Raw genomic sequence first — 23,409 nt, forward strand, 5'->3', positions numbered from 1 at the left:
GACTCCGTTCGGTGGGGGGTGCGCTCACCGGCGAAGCGCGGGTTCGAGCTGCCGGAACAACGCCCGGCTGGCGCTCTCGATCATACCGAGCACCTCATCGAACATCGTGGGGCCGCCGTAGTACGGGTCGGGCACGTCGAGGGCCCCGTCGGCCCGCGCGTCGAAGCTGAGCAGCAGCGCGAGCTTGTCGACGTCGGCGGGGCTGCGCGCCCACTCCGACAGGATCCGCTCGTGCGAGCGGTCCAGCGCGATCACGAGGTCGTTGCGGTCGAAGTCCTCGCGGGAGAACTGCCGCGCGCGGTGCCGGGTGCCGTCGTACCCGCGGCGCTCCAGGGCCTCGAGCGTGCGGCTGTCGGCCCGTTCGCCGACGTGCCATTCCCCCGTGCCGGCGCTCGTCGAGACGACACGGTCGCCGAGACCCGCCTGATCGGCGAACCACCGGAACACGACCTCCGCCATCGGGGACCGGCAGATGTTGCCCGTGCACACGAACAGCACACGGAAAGCATCATCGGGCTCGGGCACCCCTCCATTGTGCTGATCGTCGGGCCTTCTGCACAGAGCGGGTCCGCTGCGCGGCATCCACCGTCCGTTCCCGACGCCCTCCGAAGAGCGGACGCCGGGGGCACAGTCGACGCATGTCCGATGTTCTCGCGCCGTCCCCGTATCTGTGGGGCGCTCCCGTGGGGGAGCGTCTCGCCGCCCTCGACGACGGGATCGCTCTGCTGCGACAAGCCGACGATCAGGTGCTCGAGTTGCTCGCCGACGTCCGGCGGATCGCGCACCTCGTCGACTGGCGCGCCGAGGCCGCCGACGCGTTCCGCGAGGCGGTGGCCGCGTGGGAGGGCGAGGTCGCCCGGTTGTCGACGGCGATCGAGGGGGCGATCGGCCAGGCGTACGGCGACCGCACCTGGGTCGAGGCGACGGGCTGATGGCGGACATCGAGATCCGCGGCGGCCGCGTCGTCGCCGTCGACACCGAGACCCTGCGCAACGCGGCGGCGCAGACCGAGCTCGCGGTCGCCGACGCCGACACGGTCCGTGCCGGATTGAGGTCGGCCGACCGACTCCTCGCGTCCGCGACGATCGGCGGGGGTGCCGCGTACCTCGCCACCGCCGCGGGCGCGGTCGTCGAGCGGGGGCAGGAGCTTGCGCGCGCACTCCGCGACACGGCGACCGCGTACGAGATCGTCGAGCTGCAGGCGCGTGCGGCGATCGCCCGGCACGGGGACGCGCGCGATCGCGGCGAGGTGGTGGACCTCGCCCGGAAGGTGGCGGAGCTCGAGGCATCCTCCCCCGCTGCGGCAGAAGCCGCGCGGCAGGCCGTCGCGGACGCGCCCGATCCCTTCGCGACGGTCGCGGGCGAGCTGTGGTGGACGACCCTCGCCTCCGGCCTCGCGCCCGTCGCAGTGGGGGCGCTCCGCTGGGGGGCGGCGGAGATCCGGGACCGCGGCACGGGAACGCTCCCCGAGGGGAGCCGTCTGCTCGGAAAGCCGGCCCGTCCCACCGTCGAGTTGGCGCGGTCCCAGCCGGGATCGGCGCCCGCGACGGTCGCCGATGTGGCGCGCCGCGTGCCCGGCGGCGGGCCGGGCACCATCCGGGTCGAGCGGTACACGATGCCGGACGGGGGACGGCGGTTCGCGCTGTACCTTTCGGGCACACGGTTCGGAGAGGACCCCGGGACGTTCGACTGGTCGTCGAACGTCGCCCTGTACGACGGGATGAGGTCGTCGTCCTATGAAGCGAGCCGCATCGCGCTCGAGAAGGCGGGAGCGAAGCCCGGCGATTCGGTGATGGTCAGCGGGCACTCCCAGGGCGCCATGGTCGCCAGCCGGATCGCGCTCGAGAAGGAGTACGAGGTGCCGATGATCGTCGGGTTCGGCAACCCCGTCCAGGCCGACGTGGGGCCAGACACCCTGCAGGTCGACTTCCGGCACCGGGACGACGTGGTGCCGCTCCTGGCGGGCGGAGGCCACGACGCCGAGATCGGCGCCCCCGGGAGCATGGTCGTCGAGCGGACCGTCGACCCGCTTCCGTGGTTGAACTCCCACCAGATGGACGAGTACACCGCGACGTCCGAGATGCTCGACGTCTCGACCGACCCGCGGATGGATGCCGTGCGCGACCGCCTCGCCGAGCTCGGCACGGCGGAGTCGGTGGAGGTGTTCGTCTACGACACCGCCGAGGGTGTCAGCGCTTCGTCTGCGGACGCAGGATGATCCCGAAGACGAAGTTGATGAGCGAGATGATCAGCGCCGCGACGACGCCCAGCCAGAACGACTCGACCGACAGACCCCAGCCCCACCACTCGGTGAACCACCCGGTCAGCCAGAACAGGAAACCGTTGATGACGAGGGAGATGAGCCCGAGCGTGAGGATGTAGAGCGGGAACGCGACGATCTTCAGGATCGTCCCGATGACGGTGTTGACGATCGCGAAGACCGCCGCGACGGCGAGCAATGACAGCACGAGTTGCAGAGTCTCGCCGGGCTCGAAGGGGGTCACCTCGACGCGCAGCGGCTCGATGAGGGTGACGACCCAGATCGCGAAGGCGTTGATCACGACGCGGACGATGAAGCGCATGCCCGCAGTCTCCCACGCCGTGCGTCCACGGGCGAGGGACGGGCCGGCGCTCCCGCTCGTAGACTCGTCGCGTGACCGACATCCCCGTCCGGGTTCGTCCCGAGATCGCCGCGCTGCCCGCCTACAAGCAGGGCAAGCAGGCCGGCGCCACCGCGTACAAGCTCTCCAGCAACGAGAACCCGTTCGACCCGCTCCCCGGCGTCGTCGCCGCGGTGCGTGACGCGGTCGCCTTCAACCGCTACCCCGATGCGCTCGCCGCCCGGCTGCGCACGCGCCTGGCGGAGCGGTTCGGGGTCACCGACGACCGCATCCACATCGCCGCCGGCTCGGTCTCGATCCTGTACCAGCTCGCGCAGGCCGTCGCCTCGGTCGGCGACGAGATCGTCCTGCCGTGGCGTTCCTTCGAGGCGTACCCGGGCATCGTGACCGTCACCGGCGCCACCCCCGTGATGGTCCCGCTGACGGATGCCGCCGCGGTCGACCTTCCCGCCCTCGCCGCCGCTGTCACCGACCGCACGCGCGCCGTCTTCGTCTGCACGCCGAACAACCCGACCGGCGCGGTCGTGACGCAGGCCGACTTCGACGCGTTCGTCGCCGCCGTGCCGAAGGACGTGCTGATCGTCCTGGACGAGGCGTACGTCGAGTTCGTGACGGATGCCGCAGCGGTCAAGGGCGAGCGGGTCATCGCCGCCGGGCACGACAACGTCGTGATCCTCCGCACCTTCTCGAAGGCGTACGGGCTCGCCGGCCTGCGCATCGGATACGCCGTCGGGCACCCCCGCATCCTCGATGCCGCCCGCAGTGCCGGCATCCCGCTGTCGGTCACGGCGCAGGCCGAAGCCGCGGCGCTCGCGAGCCTCGACGCCGAGGACGACCTGCGCGAGCGCGTCGCGGTCGTGGCGCGGCGGCGTGACCTTCTGGTCGACCGCCTGCGCGAGATCGGATGGGACGTGCCGACCGCGCAGGGCAACTTCGTCTGGCTCCCGGCCGGCGACCGCTCGCTCGAGGTCGCGGCGGCCTTCGAGGCCGCCGACCTCGTGGTCCGTCCCTTCGCCGGCGACGGCGTGCGCGTGTCGGTGGGCGAGGAGGAGTCGATCGACCGCGTGGTCGAGGTCGCGGCATCCGTTCGCCCCTGACGGCGACCCATCTGCGAGCAGGCCGTCGCGCGGCACCCCGCCCGCGCTCCCCTGTCACGACACGCCGTGCGGCTCCGCGCTTCGTGACAGGCGAGCGCCCGGCGCCGCGGCCCGCCCGCGCTCCCCTGTCACAACACGCCGCGGGGCGCCGCACGTTGTGACAGGGGAGCGCGCGGGTCAGCCCTTCGCCTTGCGGACGAACAGCGTCTCGGTCTGCTCGAGCTCCATGCCCTTCGTCTCGGGCACGCGCCAGGCGACGTAGACGAACGACAGCGCCGCGAACAGCGCGTACATGCCGTAGGTGAGGGGCAGCGACCAGCTCGACATCGCGGGGAACGACACCGTGATGAGGAAGTTCGCGATCCACTGCGCGCCGGCGGCGACGCCGAGGGCCTTGCCGCGGATGCGGCTGGGGAAGATCTCGCCGAGCAGCACCCACACGAGCGGGCCCCACGAGGCGCCGAATCCGACGACGAACAGGTTCGCCGCGATGAGCGCGACAGGCCCCCACGCGCCGGGCAGCGAGACCTCGCCGTCGACGGTGACCGCGAAGGCGAACGCGAGCGCCATGGTCGCGAGCGACAGGGTCATGAGCACCGAACCGGTCAGCAGGATCGGCTTGCGGCCGACACGGTCGACGAGCCAGATCGCGATGAGGGTCACGACGACGTTGGTGACCGAGGTGATCACGCTGATGAGCAGCGAGTTGCTCTCGTCGAAACCGACCGCCTTCCAGAGGGTGGTCGAGTAGTAGAAGATCACGTTGATGCCGACGAACTGCTGGAACGTCGACAGGATGATGCCGACCCAGACGATGCCCTGCAGGCCGAGGACCGGGCCGCGCAGCGAGGCGCCCTTGGTCTTGCGGTCCTCGTCGATGGCGTTGCGGATCTCGTTGACGGACTTGTCGAGGTCGGCTTCGGGCACGAGTCGCGCGAAGATCTCGCGGGCCTCGTCGTTGCGCCCCTTCGCGAGCAGATAGCGGGGAGACTCGGGCATGGTGAAGGCGAGGATGCCGTAGACCGCAGCCGGGACGATGCCGACGAGGAACATCCAGCGCCACGCCTCGAGGCCGAGCCACAGCTGCTCCGACGCGCCGCCGGCGGTGTTCGCGAGGACGGCGTCGGAGAGGAGCGCAGCGAAGATGCCGAGCGTGATCGCGAGCTGCTGCAGCGACGCGAGGCTGCCGCGGATCTGCCGCGGCGCGATCTCGGCGATGTAGGCGGGGGCGACGACCGAGGCGATGCCGATGCCGATGCCGCCGATCACACGCCAGACGATCAGGTCGGGGACGCTGAAGGTCAGGCCCGATCCGATGGACGACACCAGGAACATGACGGCGCCGAGCATCATCGTCTTCAGGCGGCCCCAGCGGTCGGAGAGGCCGCCCGCGAGCACCGCGCCGACGGCGCAGCCCAGCAGGGCAACGGCGACGACGAAGCCGGTGAGGACGCTGTTCAGGTCGAAGTTCGACTCGATGGAGTCGACCGCGCCATTGATGACGGACGAGTCGAATCCGAAGAGGAAGCCGCCGACCGCGGCGGCCACCGATAGGCCGATCGCTCGTCGGCCGTAGGGGCTCTTGATCGAGAAGGCGTCCGCAGGAATGGTCCCGGTAGTGCTCATGAGGTTCGAGGGTACGCCGGTGCGCGTCGGTCCTGCCCGCCCTTGCGCGCGCGACGAAAACCGATACGGGCGGTGTGCCACGATGCTCCTATGGGGCGCCCGGTCGACGAGGAACTGAGCACGTTGCGCGCCCGCGCCTACGGGCCGGCCGCCGACATCCACCTCGATCCCGCGGCGCAGCAGCGTCTCGCCGAGCTCGAGGACGCCACGCGGCCGGTCCGCGACGAGGTCGACGTCGAGGCCGACATCGCCCCCAAGGCTGCAGCGGATGAAGCGGATGCCGCGGCCGCGGTCACCTCGACGACACGGCCACCGGCCGTGGTGGAAGCCGCTCGAACGTTCTGGGAGCGCCCGCGGGTCCGGCTGGCCGTGTGGGTCGCGTCCGTCGCGGTGGCGGGCGTGGTGGGAGCCGGCGTCACCTACGGCGCCGTCGCCTTCGCCCCGGTGCCGACCTCGGACGGGGTTGCCCAGATCGACACGCTGAGACCGAGTACAACTGCGCAGATCCCGACCGGGTTCCTCGGGTACGAGGAGGGGGCGTCCGTATACGAGTACCGCGGTCTCACGATGTTCCCCCTGTCGTACAGCTACATGTACGGCGCTGCGGACGGCGAAGAGGTCCCCGACCGATGCTTCCAGGTCATTCAGACCGCCCTCATCCCGAGCGTCGAGGAGTTCGACCCGGACTCGTGGGGGTATGAGGGCAACTCTTGGGGCGGCTGTTCGCTCGGCAGCTTCCGCGCGACCGCGGCCATTCCCCTCACCGGCCGCGGCGCACCCGACGTCGACCTTCCCGAGGGCCGCGCGATCCAGTTCGTCCTCGACGGGGATCGCATCGGGGTCTACCTCGACCGCGGCTGACCCCGCGCTCGCCTGTCACAAATTGCGGCGCCGCGCGGCGTGTTGCGACAGGCGAAGGCGCGGGGAGCTCCCGCGAGGCCCCGAGCCGCGGCTCAGGCGTCGGTGAAGCCGAGCTTCTCCACGCCGCGGGCGATCCACGGATGCCGCGAGAAGGCATCCCACACCAGGGTCGACCCGAGCGCCGCGGCGCCCAGCAGCGCCGTCGCGCCCTTGTTCAGGCCGTAGCGAGGCGGGGCGTACCAGGGCTCGTCGCCCTCGAGGTTGATGCCGTCGGTCGCGCCCCACTCGTTCCAGGCGCCCGGGTGCTCGTCGCGCAGCACGCGGAGCGCGGGTGCCACGGCATCCGGCGCGAGCGGCAGCGCGCCGAACAGCGACACCGGTGGGATCGTGCCGTCGTTCCGCGGCTCGTGCGCTGCGGGCCGCGCGCCGTTGACGACGTACCCGCCGGGTCCGAGGCCTGCCGCCGGACCCCACAGCCCCGCGGCGAACGTCCGCCACGTGCCGGACTGGTCGGCGCACCACGCCCGCGACGCGAGCGACGCGTCGCGCGAGTTCGCCCACCAGTCCCGCCCGTCCTTGTCGCGCACCCGCTGGAACGGGTAGAACGCGAGCGGGAAGTGGTACGTGAACAGCGTTCCGCCCGGCTCGTACACGCACTCGTGGCCGCCGTACGATCCGACGGGCTTGTCGAACCCGTCCCACAGCGCCTGCGCGCGCTCCCGGGTGACGTCCGGATGCCCGGCGGCGAGCAGGTACATCGTCAACTGCTCCGCGGTCATGCTCCACGCGCTCACGAACCCGGACTCGTCCGCGCCCTCGGCGTAGTCGTCGCCGGCCGAGCCGACCCAGGCCATGCGCAGCACGGTCCGCCCATCCGGCCCCGTTGCCGCCAACCAGTTCCAGTCGATGCGCGCCAGCATCCGGTCCACCGCGGCCGACACGTCGGCGTCGTCGAAGAAGGATGCCGCGACCACCGCGCCGCACAGGGCCAGGGTCGTGTCGATCGTCGAGTACTCCGACCGCCCCTGCCGCGCGCCGGTCGCGGCGTCCACGAAGTGCGCGAGGAACCCGTTCTTCTCGGGCACCGTCCGCTCGAGGGTCCGCATCGTGCCGCGCACGCGCTCGAGCACCTCGGTGCGGTCGAGGATGCCGCGCTCGACACCCACGCACCACGCCGCGAGCGCGAACCCGGTCGCCGCGACGGTGGCGACGTCCGGCAGGTCGTCGCGGTCGAGCACGAGTCCGCATCCCGGACCCGAGGGTGTCGAGAACCGCCAGAGCCAGCGGATCGAGGCATCCACTTCCGTCTCGGTGAGTTCGCGGATGTCTGCGGGCAGGGTCTCCACGGCGGGGAGCGTCATGCGGCGGACCTCTTTTCGAAGGGGTTGGGGATGGCGTCGAGCAGCTGCCGCGTGTAGGCGGCCTGCGGGTTCTCGATCACCTGCTCGGCGGGGCCGGACTCGATGAGCTCGCCGTCCTTCAGGACGAGCGCGTGGTTCGCGAGGCTCTTCGCCGACAGCAGGTCGTGGGTGATGTACAGCATCCCGACGCCGTGGTCGGCGACGAGCGACTGCAGCACCTCGAGGATCTCGGCGCGGATCGACACGTCGAGGCTCGCGATCGGCTCGTCCGCGATGACGAGCCGCGGCTCGGCGGCGAGGGCGCGGGCGATGACGACGCGCTGTCGCTGACCGCCCGAGAGCTCGTGCGGCAGGCGCCCGATGAAGCGCCCCGCCGGCGTGAGCCCGACCGTCTCGAGCAGGCTCGCCGAGCGCTCGATCGCCTCGCGCCGCCCGACGTGCAGGAAGTTCACGAGCGGTCGCGCGAGCGAGTACCCGACGGTGAGCGTCGGGTTGAGCGCGGCGTAGGGATCCTGGAAGACGTACTGCACGTTGCGGCGGTACTCCCGCGCGACCTTGCCGCGCAGCGACGCGATGTCGTGCATCTGCCCATCCGCCTTGGCGGCGTAGCGCACCGACCCCGACGACGGCACGTCGATGCGGGTGAGGATGCGCGCGATCGTTGACTTGCCCGAGCCGGACTGCCCGACGAGCGCCGTCACCTCGCCCTCGCGCAGCGTGAACGAGACGTCCTTCACGGCGTCGACGTGCTCGGTCTTCATCCCCTGGCGCTTCGCGAACCGGCGGCCGAGGTCCTCGATCTCGAGCACCGTCCGCCCTTGGACGGGCGCCTCCTGCGACACCTCGTCGGGCTCCTCCAGTTCGGCGCCGGTGTAGCCGGGCACGTCCTCGCCGAGCAGCTCCGCGTACGAACCGACCAGGTGGATGGAGTACGGATGCCGCGGGCCCGGGCTCACGGCATCCGTCGCCGCGATATCCTCGACGATCTCGCCCTCGTACATGACGGCGACGCGGTCCGAGAAGTCCAGCAGCGTGCCCATGTCGTGCGTGATGAGCACGGCGCCGAAGCGCTCGCGCTCCTGCAGTTCGCGGATCTTGTCGAGGATCGACTTCTGCACGACGACGTCGAGTCCGGTCGTGGGCTCGTCGAAGAGCACGAGCTGCGGCTGCAGCGCGAGGGCGAGGGCGAGGTTCACGCGCTGCCGCATCCCGCCCGAGAGCTCGTGCGGGTACATGCCGAGGAAGCGCGTGTCGACGCTGACGAGGTCGAACAACTCCTCGCAGCGCTCGCGGATCCTCTCATCGCTGAAGTCGGTGTGCTCGTGCATGACGTCCTCGAACATGCGCCGCACCCGGACGACCGGGTTGAGCGAGTTCATGCTCGACTGGAACACCGTCGACACGTACGACCAGCGGTACGGGCGCAGGTCGTCGCCCGAGAGGTCGGTCACGTCCTGGTCGCCCCAGCGGATCGTGCCGCCGGTGATGCGCCCGGGGCTCCGCAGCAGCTTCAGCACCGCCTGCGCGAAGGTCGTCTTGCCCGAGCCGGACTCGCCGGCGAGGCCGACGAACTCGCCCGGCGCGACCTGCAGGGACGCGTTCTTCACCGCATCGACGGCGGCGCCGACTTTAGGACGGTACTGCACCGACAGGTTCTCGACCGAGAGAACGGATGCCGCAGTGGTCATCACTCCTCCTCCTCTTCGCGCAGGTGCGGGTTGCTCAGCATGTCGACGCCGAAGTTCACGAACGTCAGCGACGTCATGAGGAGCGCGAGCATGACACCGGGGGCCACGAGCCAGACCCACAGTCCCTGCACGAGGGCGCCGTTGGCGTTGGCCTGCGCGAGCATCTGTCCCCAGCTCACGGTGTTGGGATCGCCGAAGCCCATGAACGACAGGCCGGCTTCGGCGGCGATGGCCGCGGTGGCCGCCCCGATGAACCCCGAGACGATCAGGGACGACATGTTCGGCATGATCTCGCGGAACACGATGCGCAGCATCCCGTCGCCGCCGAAGCGGGCGGCCGTCACGTAGTCGCGGTTGCGCATCGAGATGATGAGCGAGCGCATCTCGCGCGAGGCGCCCGCCCAGCTGGTGATCGCGATGACGAAGACGAGGAGCGCGAGCCCGCGCGTCTCGCTGTACGCGACGATCACCATCATGAGCGGCAGGACCGGGATGACGAGGGCCAGGTTCGTCGCGAACGAGAGCACGTCGTCGAGGGCGCTGCCCTCGCGATACCCCGCGAGCAGTCCCACGACGATGGCGATGACGATCGTCGCGAGGCCGCCGAGCACGCCGATCGCGAACGAGAGGCGCGTGCCGTGGACGAGCTGCGTGCCGATGTCGTAGCCGAGCGTGTTGGTCCCCATCCAGTGGGCCCAGCTCGGGTCCTGCGACGGCGCGAAGGACGCGTCGGTCGGGCTGTACGGGGTCAGCACGTCGGCGAGGATCGCGATGAGCGCGAACACGGCGAGCATGACGATGCCGACGCGCGCCTTCTTGCTCGACCAGATGACCTGGTACCAGCGCGGCGGCCGGACGACGGCGACGACCTCTTTCGTCGAGGCATCCGCTTCGGTGATGCGGCGTCGGAACGTCCGCACCGGCTCGGTGCGATCGGGCAGGGCGCCGCCCGCCGGCTGCGGCATCGACGCCGGCTGCGGGAGGGGGGTCTCTTCAGGAGCCATGAGGGGTCACCCGGCTTTCAGACCGACGCCCGGCGGGCGCGCGGGTCGATGAGCGGATAGATGAGGTCGACGATGAAGTTCGCCGTGAGGACGATGACGATCGTCGCGAGCAGGATCGCCTGCATGAGCGGGAAGTCGCGGTTGCTCGTGGCCTCGCCCATGAGTCGGCCCATGCCGGGGTAGTCGAAGACGGTCTCGATGAGGATCGACCCGCCCATGAGCACACCGAGCGAGAGCGCGAAACCGGTGATGACCGGCAGCAATGCGTTGCGGGCGGCGTAGCCGAGGGCGAGGGTGCGCTCCTTGAGGCCGGCGGCCGAGGCGAGGCGGATGTAGTCCTCGCCGAGCACCTGCACCATCGTGTTGCGCATCGACAGGATGAAGCCGATCGGCGCGGTCACCATGAGGGTGAGCGCCGGCAGGAAGCCGTGGGCGATCACGTCGGCGACGTGATCGGGGGTGCCCGGGTCGGTGTAGCCGTACCCGCCCGTCGCGGGGAACCAGCCCAGCGAGTAGGCGAAGAGGAACACGATGATGAGCGCGATCCACACCGACTGCAGGTTGCCGACGAAGGTCGAGCCGACCGAGATCGTGGCGTCGAACCGGCTGTTGCGCCGCCACGCGGCGATCGCGCCGAGCAGGGTGCCGACGAAGAACGACAGGATCTGCGTCAGCCCGACGAGCACGAGCGTCCACGGGAGCGCCTTGCCCAGCACCTCGATCACCGGAGCGGGGAAGTACGTGAACGAGATGCCGAGGTCGCCCGCGGCCAACTGCTGCAGGTACTGCCAGTACGCGACGAACACGTTGTCGTCGCCGTAGCCGAGCATCGTCTTGATCGCGGCGACCTGCGCCGGGTCCACCTCGCCGCGGCCGGTGAGCTGGGTCACCATGATCTCGGCGGGGTCACCGGGCTGCAGCCGCGGGATGATGAAGTTCAGCGTGATCGCCGCCCACAGGGTGAGCAGGAAGTAGCCCGTCTTGCGTGCGTAGTACACCATCGGTCAGTCCTCCTCCGAAGAGGTGGATGCCGCGGCATCCCCCGGCGGCCGCAGTTCCGGCGCGATCCGGATCAGCTGGTCGACGGGGTAGGGGTTCTCGTCGCTCGGCCAGCCGACCGCGTTCTCGGTGCGGTAGATGAGCCGGTTCGGCGCGTACTGCAGGGCGATGTAGGGGAACTCCGTCATGAAGACGTCGATGACCTCCGCCTCGATCTCCTTCGCGCGGGCGGGATCGGTCGTGTTCGACCACTCGTCGACGAGCGCGTCCATCTCGGGGTCCGAGTAGCGGGCGCGGTTGAGGAGGAGCTCCTTGTCCTTCGAGATCTGCGACGACTGCAGTCGCGCACCGAGGTCCCTCGAGCGCTGGCATCCGCCGCCGACGAAGTCGACGACCATGTCGAAGTCGCCGGAGCGCTGCATCCCGTCGACCGCGTTCGGGTCGGTGGTGACCATCTTGATCTGCACGCCGACGTCCTTGGCGTTGCGGACGATCACGTCGGCCATCGCGATGATGTCCATCCAGCCGGCCTGCACGCTGAACACGAACGAGAGCGGCTCGCCGTTCTCGTCGACGCGCCACCCGTCGGCGCCGCGCTCGTAGCCGGCGGCGTCGAGCAGTTCGTTCGCCTTGTCGGGGTCGTAGGGGATGTAGGCCTTGTCGCCCTGCCACTTCTCGGGGAGGTCCTGCTCCTGGAAGGGGAGCAGGAGCATCGTCTGGCTGGCGGGCTCCATGATCCCGAACGTCGCGCGCTCGGTGATCGCCTCGCGGTCGATCGCGTACGCCAGTCCCTCACGGAACTTCGGGTCGTTCAGCACGGGCCGCTCGTTGTTGATCGCGAGCACCGTCGTCGCGTCCGGCGGGTAGAAGAAGTGCGCGTTCTCGGGGTCGGGTGCGACGACCGAACGGTTCGGGTTCGGGATGTCGCCGCGGTACAGATCGAGCGCACCGCCGCGCAGCTTCAGCGCGCCGGAGTTGGCGTCGTACTGGCCCTCCATCGAGATCTGCTGGATCTTGACCTCGTCGGCGTTCCAGTAGTTCGGGTTGCGCTCCAGGACGAGTCGGCGACCGTTGTAGTCCTTCGGCATGAAGGGGCCGGTCGCGACGCCGACCGTGTCGACGAAGAGGGTGGGGTCGCCCTGCTCGGCGTAGATGTGCTCGGGCAGGATCTTCATCGTCGAGAGGATGCCGTCGGTCTTGGGCACCGCTGCACCCGTGAACCGGATCTCGACCGTGTGGTCGTCGAGGGCGGTCACGCTCTCGGCCGGCGCGCCGAAGTACTCACCCCAGATGCCGGCGCGGTCGGCGGCGGGGAACTCCTTGCCGACCATGAACGTGTAGACGACGTCGTCGGCGGTGAACGGCTCGCCGTCGCTCCACTCCACGCCCTGGCGCAGCGTCAGCACCATGCGATCAGGTGTCGGCCACTCGTAGGAGGTGGCGAGCCACGGGATCGCCTCGCACGTGAATCGGTCGCGGATCATGAGCGGCTCGAACAGCCAGGTCTGCACGGTCGCGTTCGGCGAGAGCCAGTTGTAGTTCAGGATGCCCTGCACCGAGCCGGACGCCTCGGACGGCATCCGGATCTCCGCGATCATGCCCTCTGCCGCCGGCGGTGCCGGCTCGAGCCCGATATTCGCGCAGGCGGACGTCGCCAGCAGCGCGGACACCAGGGCGGCGCTCGCCGCGACTCTCGTGCGCTTTCTCATCGGAACCTCCTCGTTCCTCGGGTGTGGGGCGCCTCGCGCCCGGGTCTCAGTCGGTGATCGCCTCGGGGTCGGCTGCGCACCCGCACGACTCGCGGATCACGAGCCGGGTCGGCAGCACCGTGCGCGGGTCGAGGGTCTCGCCGAGGGCGCCGGCGGCGGCGCGCGCGCCGAGCTCGGCGACCGGCTGGTGCACGGTGGTCAACCGGGGCGAGGCGATCTCGGCGAGCGACTGGTCGTCGAAGCCGGTGATCGCGACGTCCTGCGGGATGCGGTGGCCGAGGCCGGGCAGCGTCGCGAGCAGACCGATCGCGAGCTCGTCGTTCGCGCAGACGAGCGCGTCGGGCAGTGCGCTCTCGTGCACCTGCCGGGCGGCGAGGGCGCCGCTGCGGACGTCGAGTCCGTAGCGCAGCGGCTCGCCGGCCTCGTCGAGCCGCGCCTCGCGCAGGGCGTCCCGGAAGCCTTCGTAGCGCAGCGTGGTGTCGGGCGATCCGGCCGGCTCGCCGACGAACGAGAGCCGGCGATGGCCGTGCACCTCGATGAGGTGGCGGGTGAGCTCCGCGGCGGCGCTGCGTCCGTCGGTCAGCACCGCCGGAGCGTCGTCGCTCTCGCCGGCGACCACCACGACGCGGCCGGCCGCGGCGAGTCGGGCGATCTCGGCATCCGGCACCGTCCCGCCGGCGATGATGAGTCCGTCGGTGCGCTCGGCGAGCTGGCGGACGGAGGCCACGGCGTCGGGGCGCAGGTGGGTGCCGAGGACGTTGATCGCGACGCCGCGCTCAACGGCGACCGACTCCGCGCCCTCGATGAGGGCGGCGAAGTACGGGCCGCCGAGGCCCGGGAGGACGATGCCGAGGGTGTTGGTGCGCTGATACGAGAGGGCGCGGCCGAGGGACGAGGGGGTGTATCCCAGGCGGTCGATCGCCTCGCGGACGCGGTCCTTCGTTTCGCCGGCGACGCGGGGGTCGTCGTGCGTCACGCGCGACACCGTCGCGACCGAGACGCCCGCGGCCCGTGCGATGTCGCGGATCGTGGGGCGGGAGCTGCCGCCGTGCGAGCGGGTGCGCGACCGGGGGGTCTGCGCGTCGTGCGTCGTCATGTCCCTCCGTCACCTCCTCGTGAGATCGGGATCCGGCGATGTAACCGGATACATCGAGCGACTGTAGCGCTGGTAACCGGTTACATCAAGACCCTGCGCCCGCAGAATGGAGGGATGAGCTCGCTTCTCGTCGTCGCGCATCCGGATCCGCAGTCCTTCACGCACCACGTCGCCGACCACCTCGCCGCCGCTCTGCCGGCGGGCGAGGTCGAGATCGCCGATCTCACGGCTGAGGGCTTCGACCCCCGCTTCACGCTCGCCGATCGGCACGCGTACGCCGTGGCGGGGGAGTACCCCGCGGACGTCGCCGCCGAGATGGCCCGCATCGACCGCGCCGACCATCTCGTGCTCGTCTTCCCGGTGTTCTGGTGGTCGATGCCCGCCCTCCTCAAGGGCTGGATCGATCGGGTGTTCGCGAACGGGTGGGCCTTCGGCGTCGGCGAGGGCGGCGGCATCCGTCCCGGACTCGGCAGGCTCACGGTGCACCTGGTGCCCGTCGCGGGCTCGGATGCCGCGCTCTACGAGCGGCGCGGGTACGACCGCGCCTTCGCGACCCAGATCGAGACCGGCATCCTCGACTACTGCGGGGTGCGTCGCGGGCTGACCGAGTTCCTCTACGACGCGGATGCCGGTGGTGCCGCCGCCGACGTCGATGCCGTCGTCGCGCGCATCGCCGCTGCCGTCCGCGCCTGACGCTGCGGGAGGGTCCCCGGGCCCGAACCGCGGGGGGAGGTCGGCTCGACGGCCCGGGGCTCCCGGACGCGTCGCCATGACAGGGGAGACGCGATTCCGCGCGGACGACCCGGGGCTGGGTTGCCCGCGACGATACGCGTGCATCCGCCCGAGCGGAAGGGGTAGGACCCGGCTGGAGGGGGGTCTCCCCCGGACCCCAGCCGGGTCGTGGTGCTGTAGCGGGGCCCGCATGCGGAAACGCCTTAGTCCCCCAGAGACCAATCCGAGTGCGGGCAAACCAGCGCCCCAAATGGTGGTCCTACAGCACGTGAGAATCTACTCATCTTGGGCGACGTTCTTGTCCCCCTTTCGGGGGACAAGCGTCGTGTGGTAAAACTTTTGGCCGCCTACGAGGATCGGCGTCGGAACGCGTCGCCGAGCCAGCGGTCGTAGGCCGCCCACGGGTCGCCTATGCGCTCTCGCACGGTGTCGATGTGCGCCGCGAGCACCCCGGTGAGCGTGAACCATTCGCCGCCCTCGCGAAGCTCGGCGAACTCGCGGTGCCGCTGCTGTTCCAGAGCGCGGTCGCCCGGTTCGAAGGCCAGCAGCTCGTCGTGCATGATCGCGGCCAACCGGCGCCGTGGCGTCGCCGACGTGCCGATCTTCACGCGGTCGCGGTACCGCAGGTAGTAGACGACGTCGATCCGCGGCGGCGGGATGTCGGGGTCGGGGGCGTCGCCCAGCCGCCATCCGCAGCGCGTGCAGTACCAGGCGTCGTCGTGGCGCTCGCCGATCGTGCCGCCGCAGACGCGGCAGCGGGAGGGCAGGGCATCGGGCACGTGAGCATGGTGGCATCGACGACCGACACCCTGTCGATGTCGACGTGCGCCCGGCCTGGATGTAACCGGATACATCGGGTACAGTCCCCGTGGTAACCGGTTACATGACCTGCGACGACGCAGAAGGAGGACGAGGGATGCCGTCATCGACGCTCGCCGATCGCCTTGACCGGATCGTGCTGTACCAGGTGTATCCGCAGAGCTTCGCGGATGCCGACGGTGACGGCATCGGCGATCTCGACGGGCTCGCGGGCCGCCTCGACCACCTGTCGTGGCTGGGCGTCGACGCCGTGTGGATCAACCCCTGCTTCGTCTCGCCCATGCGCGACGCCGGGTACGACGTCGCGGACTTCGACCACGTCGACCCGCGTTACGGAGGTGATGCCGCCCTCGACCGGCTGATCGCCGAAGCCGACCGACGTGGCATCGCCGTCCTGCTCGACCTCGTGGCCGGGCACACGTCCGACCGGCATCCCTGGTTCCAGGCGGCGATCGCCGACAACACCGATCATCGGTACGTCTTCTCCGACCGCGCCGCCGAGGGGTTCGAGCCGGTTCCCGGCCCGCGCGGCGGCTTCTACAAGCCGAACTTCTTCGCCTTCCAGCCCGCGCTGAACTTCGGGTACGCGCGACCCGCCGCCGACGAGCCCTGGCGGCAGCCCGTCGACGCCGACGGGCCGCGGCAGAACCGCGACGCCCTCGTCGACATCATCCGCCGCTGGTACGACCGCGGGGTGCAGGGGTTCCGGGTCGACATGGCCGCTTCGCTCGTGAAGGACGACGCCGGCCACGTCGAGACGGCGATGCTCTGGAACGGGATCCGATCCCGGCTCGACGCCACCCACCCGGGCCGGGTGCTCCTGTCCGAATGGGGGGACCCGGCGCGGGCGGTCCCGGCGGGCTTCCACGGCGACTTCTTCCTCCAGTTCGGCGGCGACAGCGACGGCTGGCCGCTCAAGTCCCTCTTCAACGACAACGCCGGCACCGTGCACGAGGCGTGGAACCAGGCCGAGGTGTGGGCCGGCGCCGACGGCACGGGCGACGCGGGGGACTTCGTCGCCGCGTGGCGGGAGGCCGCCGACGCGATCGAGCGCGACGGCCGCGGCGGCGTCGTCGGGCTCCCGACGGCGAACCACGACTTCACACGCATGGTCAGCGGCCCCCGCGACGCCGAGCAGGCCCGCGCCGCGCTCCTGCTCGTCCTCACCTGGCCGGCGATGCCGTCCGTCTACTACGGCGACGAGATCGGCATGCGGTACCTCCCCGGGCTCGCGCCGCACGAAGGCTCCTCGCTCGGACCGCGCTACGAGCGCGCCGGGTCGCGGACGCCCATGCAGTGGGGCGAGGTGGGCGACGGCATCCACCCCTCGCGGTACCTGCCCGAGGACCCCGACCCGGCGCGGCCGACCGTCGCAGACCAGCGCGACGACCCCGACTCGCTCCTGAGCTTCGTCCGCGCGGCGATCGCGCTGCGCCGCACCGACCCGCGGCTGTCCGCCCGCGCCGAGGTCGAGGTGCGGACGACCGCGTACCCCTTCACCTACGTGCGGAGCGGCTCGCTGCTGGTGGCGCTCAACCCGTCGCGGACGCCGCGGACGGTGACGGATGCCGGTGGCCGCCTCATCCACGGATACGCCGCGCGCCTGTCCGGCGACACCCTCCACCTCGACGCGTTCGGCTGCGCCGTCGTCGAGCTCGACCAGACCCCCGCCGCGGCACCCGCGGCATCCGATGAAAGGACCCGCGCATGACGACGCACACCGGACCGACGAGACCCGCGCCCGAGGGCTTCCTCTGGGGCGCCGCCACGGCCGCGCACCAGATCGAGGGCGGCAACGTGAACACGGCGCATTGGGAGTTCGAGCACGCGCCCGACACGACCGTCGAGGAACCCTCCGGCGACGCGTGCGACTCGTACCACCGCTACCCCGAGGACATCCGTCTGCTCGCCGAGGCGGGCCTCGACACCTACCGCTTCTCGATCGAGTGGGCGCGGATCGAACCCGAGAAGGGGATCGTCTCCCGGGCGCAGCTCGACCACTACCGGCGCATGATCGACACGTGCCGGGATGCCGGCATCACCCCGTTCGTGACGCTGCACCACTTCACCGTGCCGCGCTGGCAGGGCCGCGACGGCGGCTGGTACGCCGACGACGTCGTCGACCGGTTCCGCCGGTACACCGAGACGGCGACCCGCATCCTCGACGACGTCGAGTACGTCGTCACGATCAACGAGCCCAACATGATGGTCAACCAGACCGAGGCGAAGATCGACACCGAGCAGGGCGTCAACTTCCCCGGGCCGTCGCCGCACGTCGCGCAGGTCATCGCGCAGGCGCACCACGCCTCGCGCGAGGTGCTGTCGGGGCTCGGCCACGTGAAGAGCGGCTGGTCGGTCGCGAACCAGGTGTACCAGGCGGTGCCGGGGTACGAGAAGGAGCGCGACGAGTGGGGCTACTGGCGCGAGGACTACTACCTCGAGCAGGCTCGCGACGACGACTTCATCGGCGTGCAGTCCTACTTGCGGACGATCATCGGCCCCGACGGTCCGGTGCCCTTCCCCGACGACGTCGAGCGCACCCTCACCGGCTGGGAGTACTACCCCGAGGCCCTCGGCCACGCGCTGCGCCACACCCACGAGGTGACCGGCGGCATCCCCATGATCGTCACCGAGAACGGCATGGCGACGGCCGACGACAGCCGGCGCATCGACTACACGACCGGCGCGCTCGAGGGTGTGTCGGTCGCGCTGCGCGACGGCCTCGACGTGCGGGGGTACCTGCACTGGTCGCTGCTCGACAACTACGAGTGGGGCTCGTACCGCCCGACGTTCGGGCTGATCCACGTCGACCACGAGACCTTCGCCCGCACGCCCAAGCCGAGCCTCGCGTGGCTCGGCGACCTGGCCCGCCGCGGGGTGATCCCGGCGGTCTGAGGCTCGCGCGTCGTCGCTTCGCGAGGAGATGGAGGTTCCCGAGGATCGGATCGAGCGGATGCCTCCTCTCGAACCGAGATGTCCTCGCGAACGCACTACAGGGCGCGGACCCCGGAAGGTCTGCGCCCTGTCACGGGTGCCGCGGGGCGGCATCCGCTCAGTCGTCGAGTTCGGTCTTCAGCACCGTGCCGGACGCGTCGAGGGCGACCTCGACGATCTGACGGTCGCCCGTGAGGATCGACACGTCGAACGGGGAACGGTTGTCGTCGTCGGCGTCGATGTCGATGATGCGCCCGGGCTGCTCCGCGAGGGCCGCGTCGACCATGGCCTGCAGCGTGGCGGTGTCGAGCACGTTCTGCGGCGCGCGGTCGTCGGCGTCGGGTCCTTCCGTCTCGCGCACGACCGCCTGGCCGTCCGCGCCGACGAGGACCTCGGTCTCGGACCCGTCCGCGCCCGTGAGGGTGACGTCCCAGCTGCCGTCGCGGTTCGCGTCGATCGCGGTCGGCTCGCCGTCGGCGACGCCCTGCGCAGCCTTCGCGATGCCGTCGAGCGCTGCGGCGTCGGACGCACCGAACTCGCCGGACGCGGTCGTCGCCGCGGTGTCGTCGTCGACGTCGGACGCATCATCGTCGGTGTCGTCGACGCGCGTGCCGTCGGCCTCGCCCTGCGTTCCGGCGGCGGTGTCCTGCGTGCCGTCGGCCGCGCCCTGCTGGCTGACGGCGACGCCGTCCAGGCGGTCGTCGTCGTCGTCGAGTGCGGAGCCGATCGCGACGCCGCCGCCGACGAGCACGAGTGCGCCGAGCGCTGCGCCACCGGCGATCAGCGCGGTGCGGCCGCGCCGCTTCACCGGCTTCTCCGCCGCCGGCTCGGCGGCGGGCGTGTACGGCTGGGTGGGGGTGGACGGGTCGGGGGTGGTGGTGTTCTCGCTCATGCACCCAGAGTGCCGATCGGGCACTGAAGCCCACCTGAAGCGACCTGAAGCGGTCTTCAGGATGCCGGCATGCCAGGATCGAGGGATGTCCGAGAGCCTCTCCTGCGCCGCCTTTCCCCTCGATCGTGACGCCGCCGACCGGATGTGGGCCGACTACCGCGCCGCCCATCCCGCTGCCGCGGCGGCAGGACCGGACTACACGGTCGAGCACTTCGGCGACAGCCCGCGGCTCGCGGACCAGCTCCTCGACGCCGTGCTGAACGGCCCGAAGCGGGCGACCTCCGAACTGGTCGCGGAGTTCTTCGAGCACGGCGACCAGCTGCCGCGGATCGGTTCGCACTGGATCGCGTGCGACGGCACCGGCGCGCCGCGCATCATCATCCGCAGCACCGAACTGCGCGTCGGCCCGTTCGCGAGCGCCGACGCGGCCTTCGCGTTCGACGAGGGCGAGGACGACCGCTCCCTCGAGAGCTGGCAGCGCGAGCACCGCCGCTACTTCACGCGGGTCGCCGCCGCCCGCGGCGCGGACTGGTCCGAGGACGACGAGATCGTCTTCGAGCGGTTCGCGGTGGTCTGGCCGCCCGAGCACGCCGACTGAGCGCTCCTGCCTAGGCGCTCCTCCCTGAGCGCCACTGCCGCCCTCAGTCCGCGGCGGGCAACCGGACCGTGAAGCGCGCGCCGCCCAGCGGCGATTCGCCCACCGTCACCGTGCCTCGCGAGGCCCGCACCACGCCGGCGACGATCGCGAGGCCGAGGCCGCTGCCCCCGGCATCCCTCGCCCGACCTTCGTCGAGACGCACGAAGCGCTCGAAGACGCGCTCGCGCTCCGAGGCGGGGATGCCGCTGCCGTCGTCGTCGACCGTCAGCACCGCGTCGGCGCCGTCGCGGGCGACTCCCACCGCGATCCGGGATGCCGCGTGCCGGGCCGCGTTGTCGGCCAGGTTCCGGGTGATCCGCCCGAGCAGACGTTCGTCGCCCGTGACCTGCACCGCCGTGATCGCGGAGCCGTCGACGCTCAATCCGGCTGCGCGCAGGCGCGATACCTCGGCGAGGGCGAGGTCGTCGAGGTCCACGACACCCCGCTGCGAGGGGGCCTGCTCGTCGAGCCGGGCGAGCACCAGCAGGCCCTCGACCAGGTCCTGCATCCGCGCGCCCTCCTCGGTCACGACCTCGGCGAGGTCGTCGAGGCTCGTCGCCTCGGGGTGCGCCTGGGCGAGTTCCGCGTGCTGGCGCATGGTCGCGAGCGGCGAGCGCAGCTCGTGCGAGGCATCCGACACGAACCTGCGCTGGGCGGTGGCGGACGCGTCGAGCCGGTCGAGCATGCGGTTCATCGTGCCGGCGAGGGCCGCGATCTCATCACCCGACGACGGCTCGACGACCCGCCGGTCGAGGCGGTCGCCGGTGATCTCGTCGACTTCGCGGCGGATGCGCTCGACGGGCCGCAGGGCGCGACCGACGACCCACCAGGTGACGGCCGCGACCACGAGGGCGACGAGCAGGGTGGATGCCGCGAGCAGCCATCCGGCGGTGGCGAGGGTCGCGTCGTCGTCCTCGACGGGCACCGCCAGCACGACCCGCGCGTCGGCGGACGGCTCATCGTCATCGTCGTCGCTTTCGCGGCCGCCGTCGTCGTCGACGTCCGCCACGACGACGAGGACGCGTTCGCCGTCGTACACGACGGTCTCGCCGTCGCGGTCGGCGGGCAGCGCTCCCGCGCGGGCATCGTCCGAGGCGGCGACGACGGCACCCGCGCCGTCGACGACCTGCACGATGTCGTCGTCGAGGTCGTCGACGGCGTCGACCCCGAACTCGTCGACGCGCACGGCGATCTCCCCCGCCCGTGTCTCGGCGGTCCGGGTCGTCGCGCCGCGGATCTCCGCGCCGAGCACGGCACTGAAGCTCAGCGAGGCGAGGACCATGACGACCGCGACGATGAGGGTCGCCGCGGCGGTGATGCGCGTGCGGAGCGACCTGACCCGCGGCATCCGCTCAGCCACCGTCGGCCGCCAAGCGGTAGCCGGCGCCGCGGACGGTCTCGATCGCGTTCCGGTCGAAGGGGCGGTCGAGCTTGCGGCGCAGATGCCCGACGTAGACCTCGACGATGTTCGGGTCGCCGTCGAAGTCGTCGTCCCAGACTCCGGCGATGAGGTCGCGCTTGGAGACGACCTGGCCCTTGTGGCGGATGAGGTGCAGCAGCACGGCGAACTCGCGCGAGGTCAGCTCGACGGCCGTGTCGCCCCGGCGGACGCGGCGCGCGGCGGGGTCGACGTGCAGGTCGCCGGCCTCGAGCGCAACGGGACGTTCGACTCCGCCGCGGCGGATGAGCGCCCGCAGCCGCGCGACCAGCACGGGGTACGAGAAGGGTTTCGTGACGTAGTCGTCGGCGCCTGCGTCGAGCGCGTCGACCTGGTCCCACTCCCCGTCCTTGGCGGTCAGCATGAGGACGGGCGTCCAGTTCTCCTCGGCGCGGAGGGCCTCGCAGACCTTCCAGCCGCTCATCCCCGGCATCATCAGGTCGAGCACGATCGCGTCGTACCGCGTCTCGCGGGCGCGCCACAGCCCGTCGACGCCGTTGTGCGCGACGTCGACGGCGAACCCCTCGGCTTCGAGCCCGCGCCGCACGCCGTCCGCCAGGCGCACCTCGTCGTCGACCACCAGAACACGCATGCGCCCAGTGTGGCGTGCGCACGCTGAAGCACGGCTGAAGCGGATGCCGGGGCGAGGCCGGCTTGTCCCGAGGGAACGGCGAATCGCGGCATCCGTTGTCGACCTCATGCAGAACCGCTCATGCGTCGGGGTCTAGCGTGGGAGGGTGACCCCCTCGTTCGAGGCTCCGGCCGAAGCATCCGACGTCGTCCGCGTCCTCGCCGCCGACGGTTCGTACGACCCCTCCGACGCGGCTGAGCGCTACCTGCCGCTGATCGACGCCCTCACCGACACCGAGCTCGAGACGTTCTACCGCGACATGGTCGTGGTGCGCGCCTTCGACCGGCAGGCGACCAACCTGCAGCGTCAGGGCCAGCTCGCGTTGTGGCCGCCGTCCCTCGGGCAGGAGGCGGCGCAGGTCGGCTCGGCGAGGGCGACCCGCGCGCACGACCATGTCTTCCCGTCCTACCGGGAGCACGTCGTCGTCACGACCCGCGGCGTCGACCCGATCGACATCATCCGGTTGATGCGCGGGCTCACCCACGGCGGCTGGAACCCGGCCGAGCACCAGAACACGCACATCTACACGCTCGTCCTCGGCGCGCAGACCCTGCACGCGACGGGACTCGGCATGGGCCTCGTCTTCGACGGCCGCACCGGCACCGGCGACCCCGAGAAGGACGAGGCGGTCATCGTCTACTACGGCGACGGCGCCTCGAGCCAGGGCGACGTCCACGAGGCGATGGTGTTCGCCGCGAGCTACCGGACGCCGCAGGTCTTCTTCCTGCAGAACAACCACTGGGCGATCTCGGTCCCCGTCTCGACGCAGTCGCGCGTCCCGCTCGCCCGCCGCGGCGACGGCTACGGCATCCCCGCCGTCCGCGTCGACGGCAACGACGTCCTCGCGAGCTACGCGGTCAGCAAGGTCGCCCTCGACGAGGCGCGCGCCGGCGGCGGCCCCCGCGCGATCGAGGCGCTGACCTACCGTATGGGCGCACACACGACGAGCGACGACCCGACCAAGTACCGCACGAGCGACGAGGAGCAGTCGTGGCTGCGCCGCGACCCGATCGCGCGCATGCGGGCCTTCCTGCAGAACCGGGGCGCCTCGGCATCCTTCTTCGACGAGGTGGATGCCGCAGCCGCCGCCTACGCCGACGACGTGCGCGTGCGCACCAACGCCCTGGGCGACATCCCCACCGGCGTCATGTTCGACCACGTCTACGGCGACGCCCACCCGCTCGTGCAGGAGCAGCAGCGCTGGCTCGCCGAGTACGAGGCATCCTTCGAGGAGGGGAACGCGTGAGCGACATCCAGACCCTGC

At 71.2% G+C, this 23,409-nt stretch carries 22 protein-coding genes; 9 read left to right on the forward strand and 13 right to left on the reverse strand.

Annotated elements, in window-relative coordinates; all coding sequences use genetic code 11:
- Positions 1 to 24: 24 nt before the first annotated feature.
- A complete protein-coding gene (locus tag Q9S71_RS05590; RefSeq protein WP_064002909.1) occupies positions 25 to 498 on the reverse strand; it encodes a low molecular weight protein-tyrosine-phosphatase in 474 nt (157 codons plus the stop codon).
- Positions 499 to 638: 140 nt separating this feature from the next.
- Here Q9S71_RS05590 and Q9S71_RS05595 point away from each other — a divergent pair, with 140 nt between their 5' ends.
- On the forward strand, positions 639 to 932 hold the full coding sequence (locus tag Q9S71_RS05595) for a hypothetical protein (protein WP_311861061.1): 294 nt from the start codon (positions 639 to 641) through the stop codon (positions 930 to 932).
- Entirely contained in the window at positions 932 to 2,218 is a 1,287-nt protein-coding gene (locus Q9S71_RS05600) for an alpha/beta hydrolase family protein (protein ID WP_311861063.1), read from the forward strand. Before Q9S71_RS05595 ends, Q9S71_RS05600 begins: the two co-directional genes overlap by 1 nt.
- On the opposite strand, the gene Q9S71_RS05605 is transcribed toward Q9S71_RS05600, so the two are convergent.
- The gene (locus Q9S71_RS05605; protein WP_217528719.1) at positions 2,190 to 2,582 is read right to left on the reverse strand and encodes a phage holin family protein; all 393 of its coding nucleotides are present in this window, start codon (positions 2,580 to 2,582) and stop codon (positions 2,190 to 2,192) included. The genes Q9S71_RS05600 and Q9S71_RS05605 overlap by 29 nt on opposite strands.
- A gap of 71 nt (positions 2,583 to 2,653) precedes the next feature.
- Between Q9S71_RS05605 and Q9S71_RS05610 the strand changes: the two genes are divergently transcribed.
- Entirely contained in the window at positions 2,654 to 3,718 is a 1,065-nt protein-coding gene (locus Q9S71_RS05610) for a histidinol-phosphate transaminase (RefSeq protein ID WP_311861066.1), read from the forward strand.
- Positions 3,719 to 3,895: 177 nt separating this feature from the next.
- Here the strand turns inward: Q9S71_RS05610 and Q9S71_RS05615 are convergent, their stop codons facing one another.
- Complete coding sequence (locus Q9S71_RS05615; protein ID WP_217528715.1) at positions 3,896 to 5,344, reverse strand: sugar porter family MFS transporter; 1,449 nt, start codon at positions 5,342 to 5,344, stop codon at positions 3,896 to 3,898.
- Between the two features lie 90 nt (positions 5,345 to 5,434).
- On the opposite strand from Q9S71_RS05615, the gene Q9S71_RS05620 reads away from it, so the two are divergent.
- Entirely contained in the window at positions 5,435 to 6,205 is a 771-nt protein-coding gene (locus tag Q9S71_RS05620; protein ID WP_311861067.1) for a hypothetical protein, read from the forward strand.
- Between the two features lie 92 nt (positions 6,206 to 6,297).
- Here the strand turns inward: Q9S71_RS05620 and Q9S71_RS05625 are convergent, their stop codons facing one another.
- From Q9S71_RS05625 to Q9S71_RS05650, 6 genes are read right to left on the reverse strand one after another with little or no spacing between them, the layout of a single operon-like run.
- The gene (locus Q9S71_RS05625) at positions 6,298 to 7,566 is read right to left on the reverse strand and encodes a glucoamylase family protein (protein WP_311861069.1); all 1,269 of its coding nucleotides are present in this window, start codon (positions 7,564 to 7,566) and stop codon (positions 6,298 to 6,300) included.
- Positions 7,563 to 9,254: an ABC transporter ATP-binding protein gene (locus Q9S71_RS05630; protein WP_311861071.1), complete on the reverse strand. Its 1,692-nt coding sequence runs from the start codon at positions 9,252 to 9,254 to the stop codon at positions 7,563 to 7,565. Before Q9S71_RS05630 ends, Q9S71_RS05625 begins: the two co-directional genes overlap by 4 nt.
- Positions 9,254 to 10,258: an ABC transporter permease gene (locus Q9S71_RS05635; protein ID WP_311861073.1), complete on the reverse strand. Its 1,005-nt coding sequence runs from the start codon at positions 10,256 to 10,258 to the stop codon at positions 9,254 to 9,256. The genes Q9S71_RS05630 and Q9S71_RS05635 overlap by 1 nt, the downstream gene beginning before the upstream one ends.
- Positions 10,259 to 10,275: 17 nt before the next feature.
- A complete protein-coding gene (locus Q9S71_RS05640) occupies positions 10,276 to 11,259 on the reverse strand; it encodes an ABC transporter permease (RefSeq protein WP_311861075.1) in 984 nt (327 codons plus the stop codon).
- 3 nt (positions 11,260 to 11,262) lie between these two features.
- Positions 11,263 to 12,966, reverse strand: a complete 1,704-nt coding sequence (locus tag Q9S71_RS05645; RefSeq protein ID WP_311861077.1) for an ABC transporter substrate-binding protein — start codon at positions 12,964 to 12,966, stop codon at positions 11,263 to 11,265.
- Between the two features lie 46 nt (positions 12,967 to 13,012).
- Positions 13,013 to 14,062 (reverse strand): LacI family DNA-binding transcriptional regulator, encoded by a 1,050-nt coding sequence (locus Q9S71_RS05650; RefSeq protein ID WP_311861080.1) that lies wholly within the window; start codon positions 14,060 to 14,062, stop codon positions 13,013 to 13,015.
- 114 nt (positions 14,063 to 14,176) lie between these two features.
- On the opposite strand from Q9S71_RS05650, the gene Q9S71_RS05655 reads away from it, so the two are divergent.
- On the forward strand, positions 14,177 to 14,755 hold the full coding sequence (locus Q9S71_RS05655) for an NAD(P)H-dependent oxidoreductase (RefSeq protein WP_311861082.1): 579 nt from the start codon (positions 14,177 to 14,179) through the stop codon (positions 14,753 to 14,755).
- A gap of 386 nt (positions 14,756 to 15,141) precedes the next feature.
- On the opposite strand, the gene Q9S71_RS05660 is transcribed toward Q9S71_RS05655, so the two are convergent.
- Positions 15,142 to 15,573: a GIY-YIG nuclease family protein gene (locus tag Q9S71_RS05660; RefSeq protein ID WP_311861084.1), complete on the reverse strand. Its 432-nt coding sequence runs from the start codon at positions 15,571 to 15,573 to the stop codon at positions 15,142 to 15,144.
- A 137-nt stretch (positions 15,574 to 15,710) separates the two neighbouring features.
- On the opposite strand from Q9S71_RS05660, the gene Q9S71_RS05665 reads away from it, so the two are divergent.
- On the forward strand, positions 15,711 to 17,324 hold the full coding sequence (locus Q9S71_RS05665) for an alpha-amylase family glycosyl hydrolase (protein ID WP_311861086.1): 1,614 nt from the start codon (positions 15,711 to 15,713) through the stop codon (positions 17,322 to 17,324).
- On the forward strand, positions 17,321 to 18,508 hold the full coding sequence (locus Q9S71_RS05670; protein ID WP_311861088.1) for a glycoside hydrolase family 1 protein: 1,188 nt from the start codon (positions 17,321 to 17,323) through the stop codon (positions 18,506 to 18,508). The genes Q9S71_RS05665 and Q9S71_RS05670 overlap by 4 nt, the downstream gene beginning before the upstream one ends.
- 157 nt (positions 18,509 to 18,665) lie before the next feature.
- Here the strand turns inward: Q9S71_RS05670 and Q9S71_RS05675 are convergent, their stop codons facing one another.
- Positions 18,666 to 19,439 (reverse strand): hypothetical protein, encoded by a 774-nt coding sequence (locus tag Q9S71_RS05675; RefSeq protein WP_311861090.1) that lies wholly within the window; start codon positions 19,437 to 19,439, stop codon positions 18,666 to 18,668.
- Positions 19,440 to 19,524: 85 nt separating this feature from the next.
- Here Q9S71_RS05675 and Q9S71_RS05680 point away from each other — a divergent pair, with 85 nt between their 5' ends.
- On the forward strand, positions 19,525 to 20,037 hold the full coding sequence (locus tag Q9S71_RS05680) for an ASCH domain-containing protein (RefSeq protein WP_311861091.1): 513 nt from the start codon (positions 19,525 to 19,527) through the stop codon (positions 20,035 to 20,037).
- 43 nt (positions 20,038 to 20,080) lie between these two features.
- Here Q9S71_RS05680 and Q9S71_RS05685 read toward each other — a convergent pair whose 3' ends face one another.
- Entirely contained in the window at positions 20,081 to 21,424 is a 1,344-nt protein-coding gene (locus tag Q9S71_RS05685) for a sensor histidine kinase (RefSeq protein WP_311861093.1), read from the reverse strand.
- Positions 21,425 to 21,428: 4 nt separating this feature from the next.
- Positions 21,429 to 22,106 (reverse strand): response regulator transcription factor, encoded by a 678-nt coding sequence (locus tag Q9S71_RS05690; RefSeq protein WP_311286405.1) that lies wholly within the window; start codon positions 22,104 to 22,106, stop codon positions 21,429 to 21,431.
- Between the two features lie 145 nt (positions 22,107 to 22,251).
- Between Q9S71_RS05690 and Q9S71_RS05695 the strand changes: the two genes are divergently transcribed.
- Positions 22,252 to 23,391 carry a thiamine pyrophosphate-dependent dehydrogenase E1 component subunit alpha gene (locus tag Q9S71_RS05695; protein WP_311286404.1) on the forward strand — a complete coding sequence of 380 codons (1,140 nt, stop codon included), beginning with the start codon at positions 22,252 to 22,254 and terminating at the stop codon, positions 23,389 to 23,391.
- Positions 23,392 to 23,409: the final 18 nt, after the last annotated feature.

Source organism: Microbacterium gawkjiense, from assembly GCF_031932225.1.
Lineage (GTDB): Bacteria > Actinomycetota > Actinomycetes > Actinomycetales > Microbacteriaceae > Microbacterium > Microbacterium gawkjiense.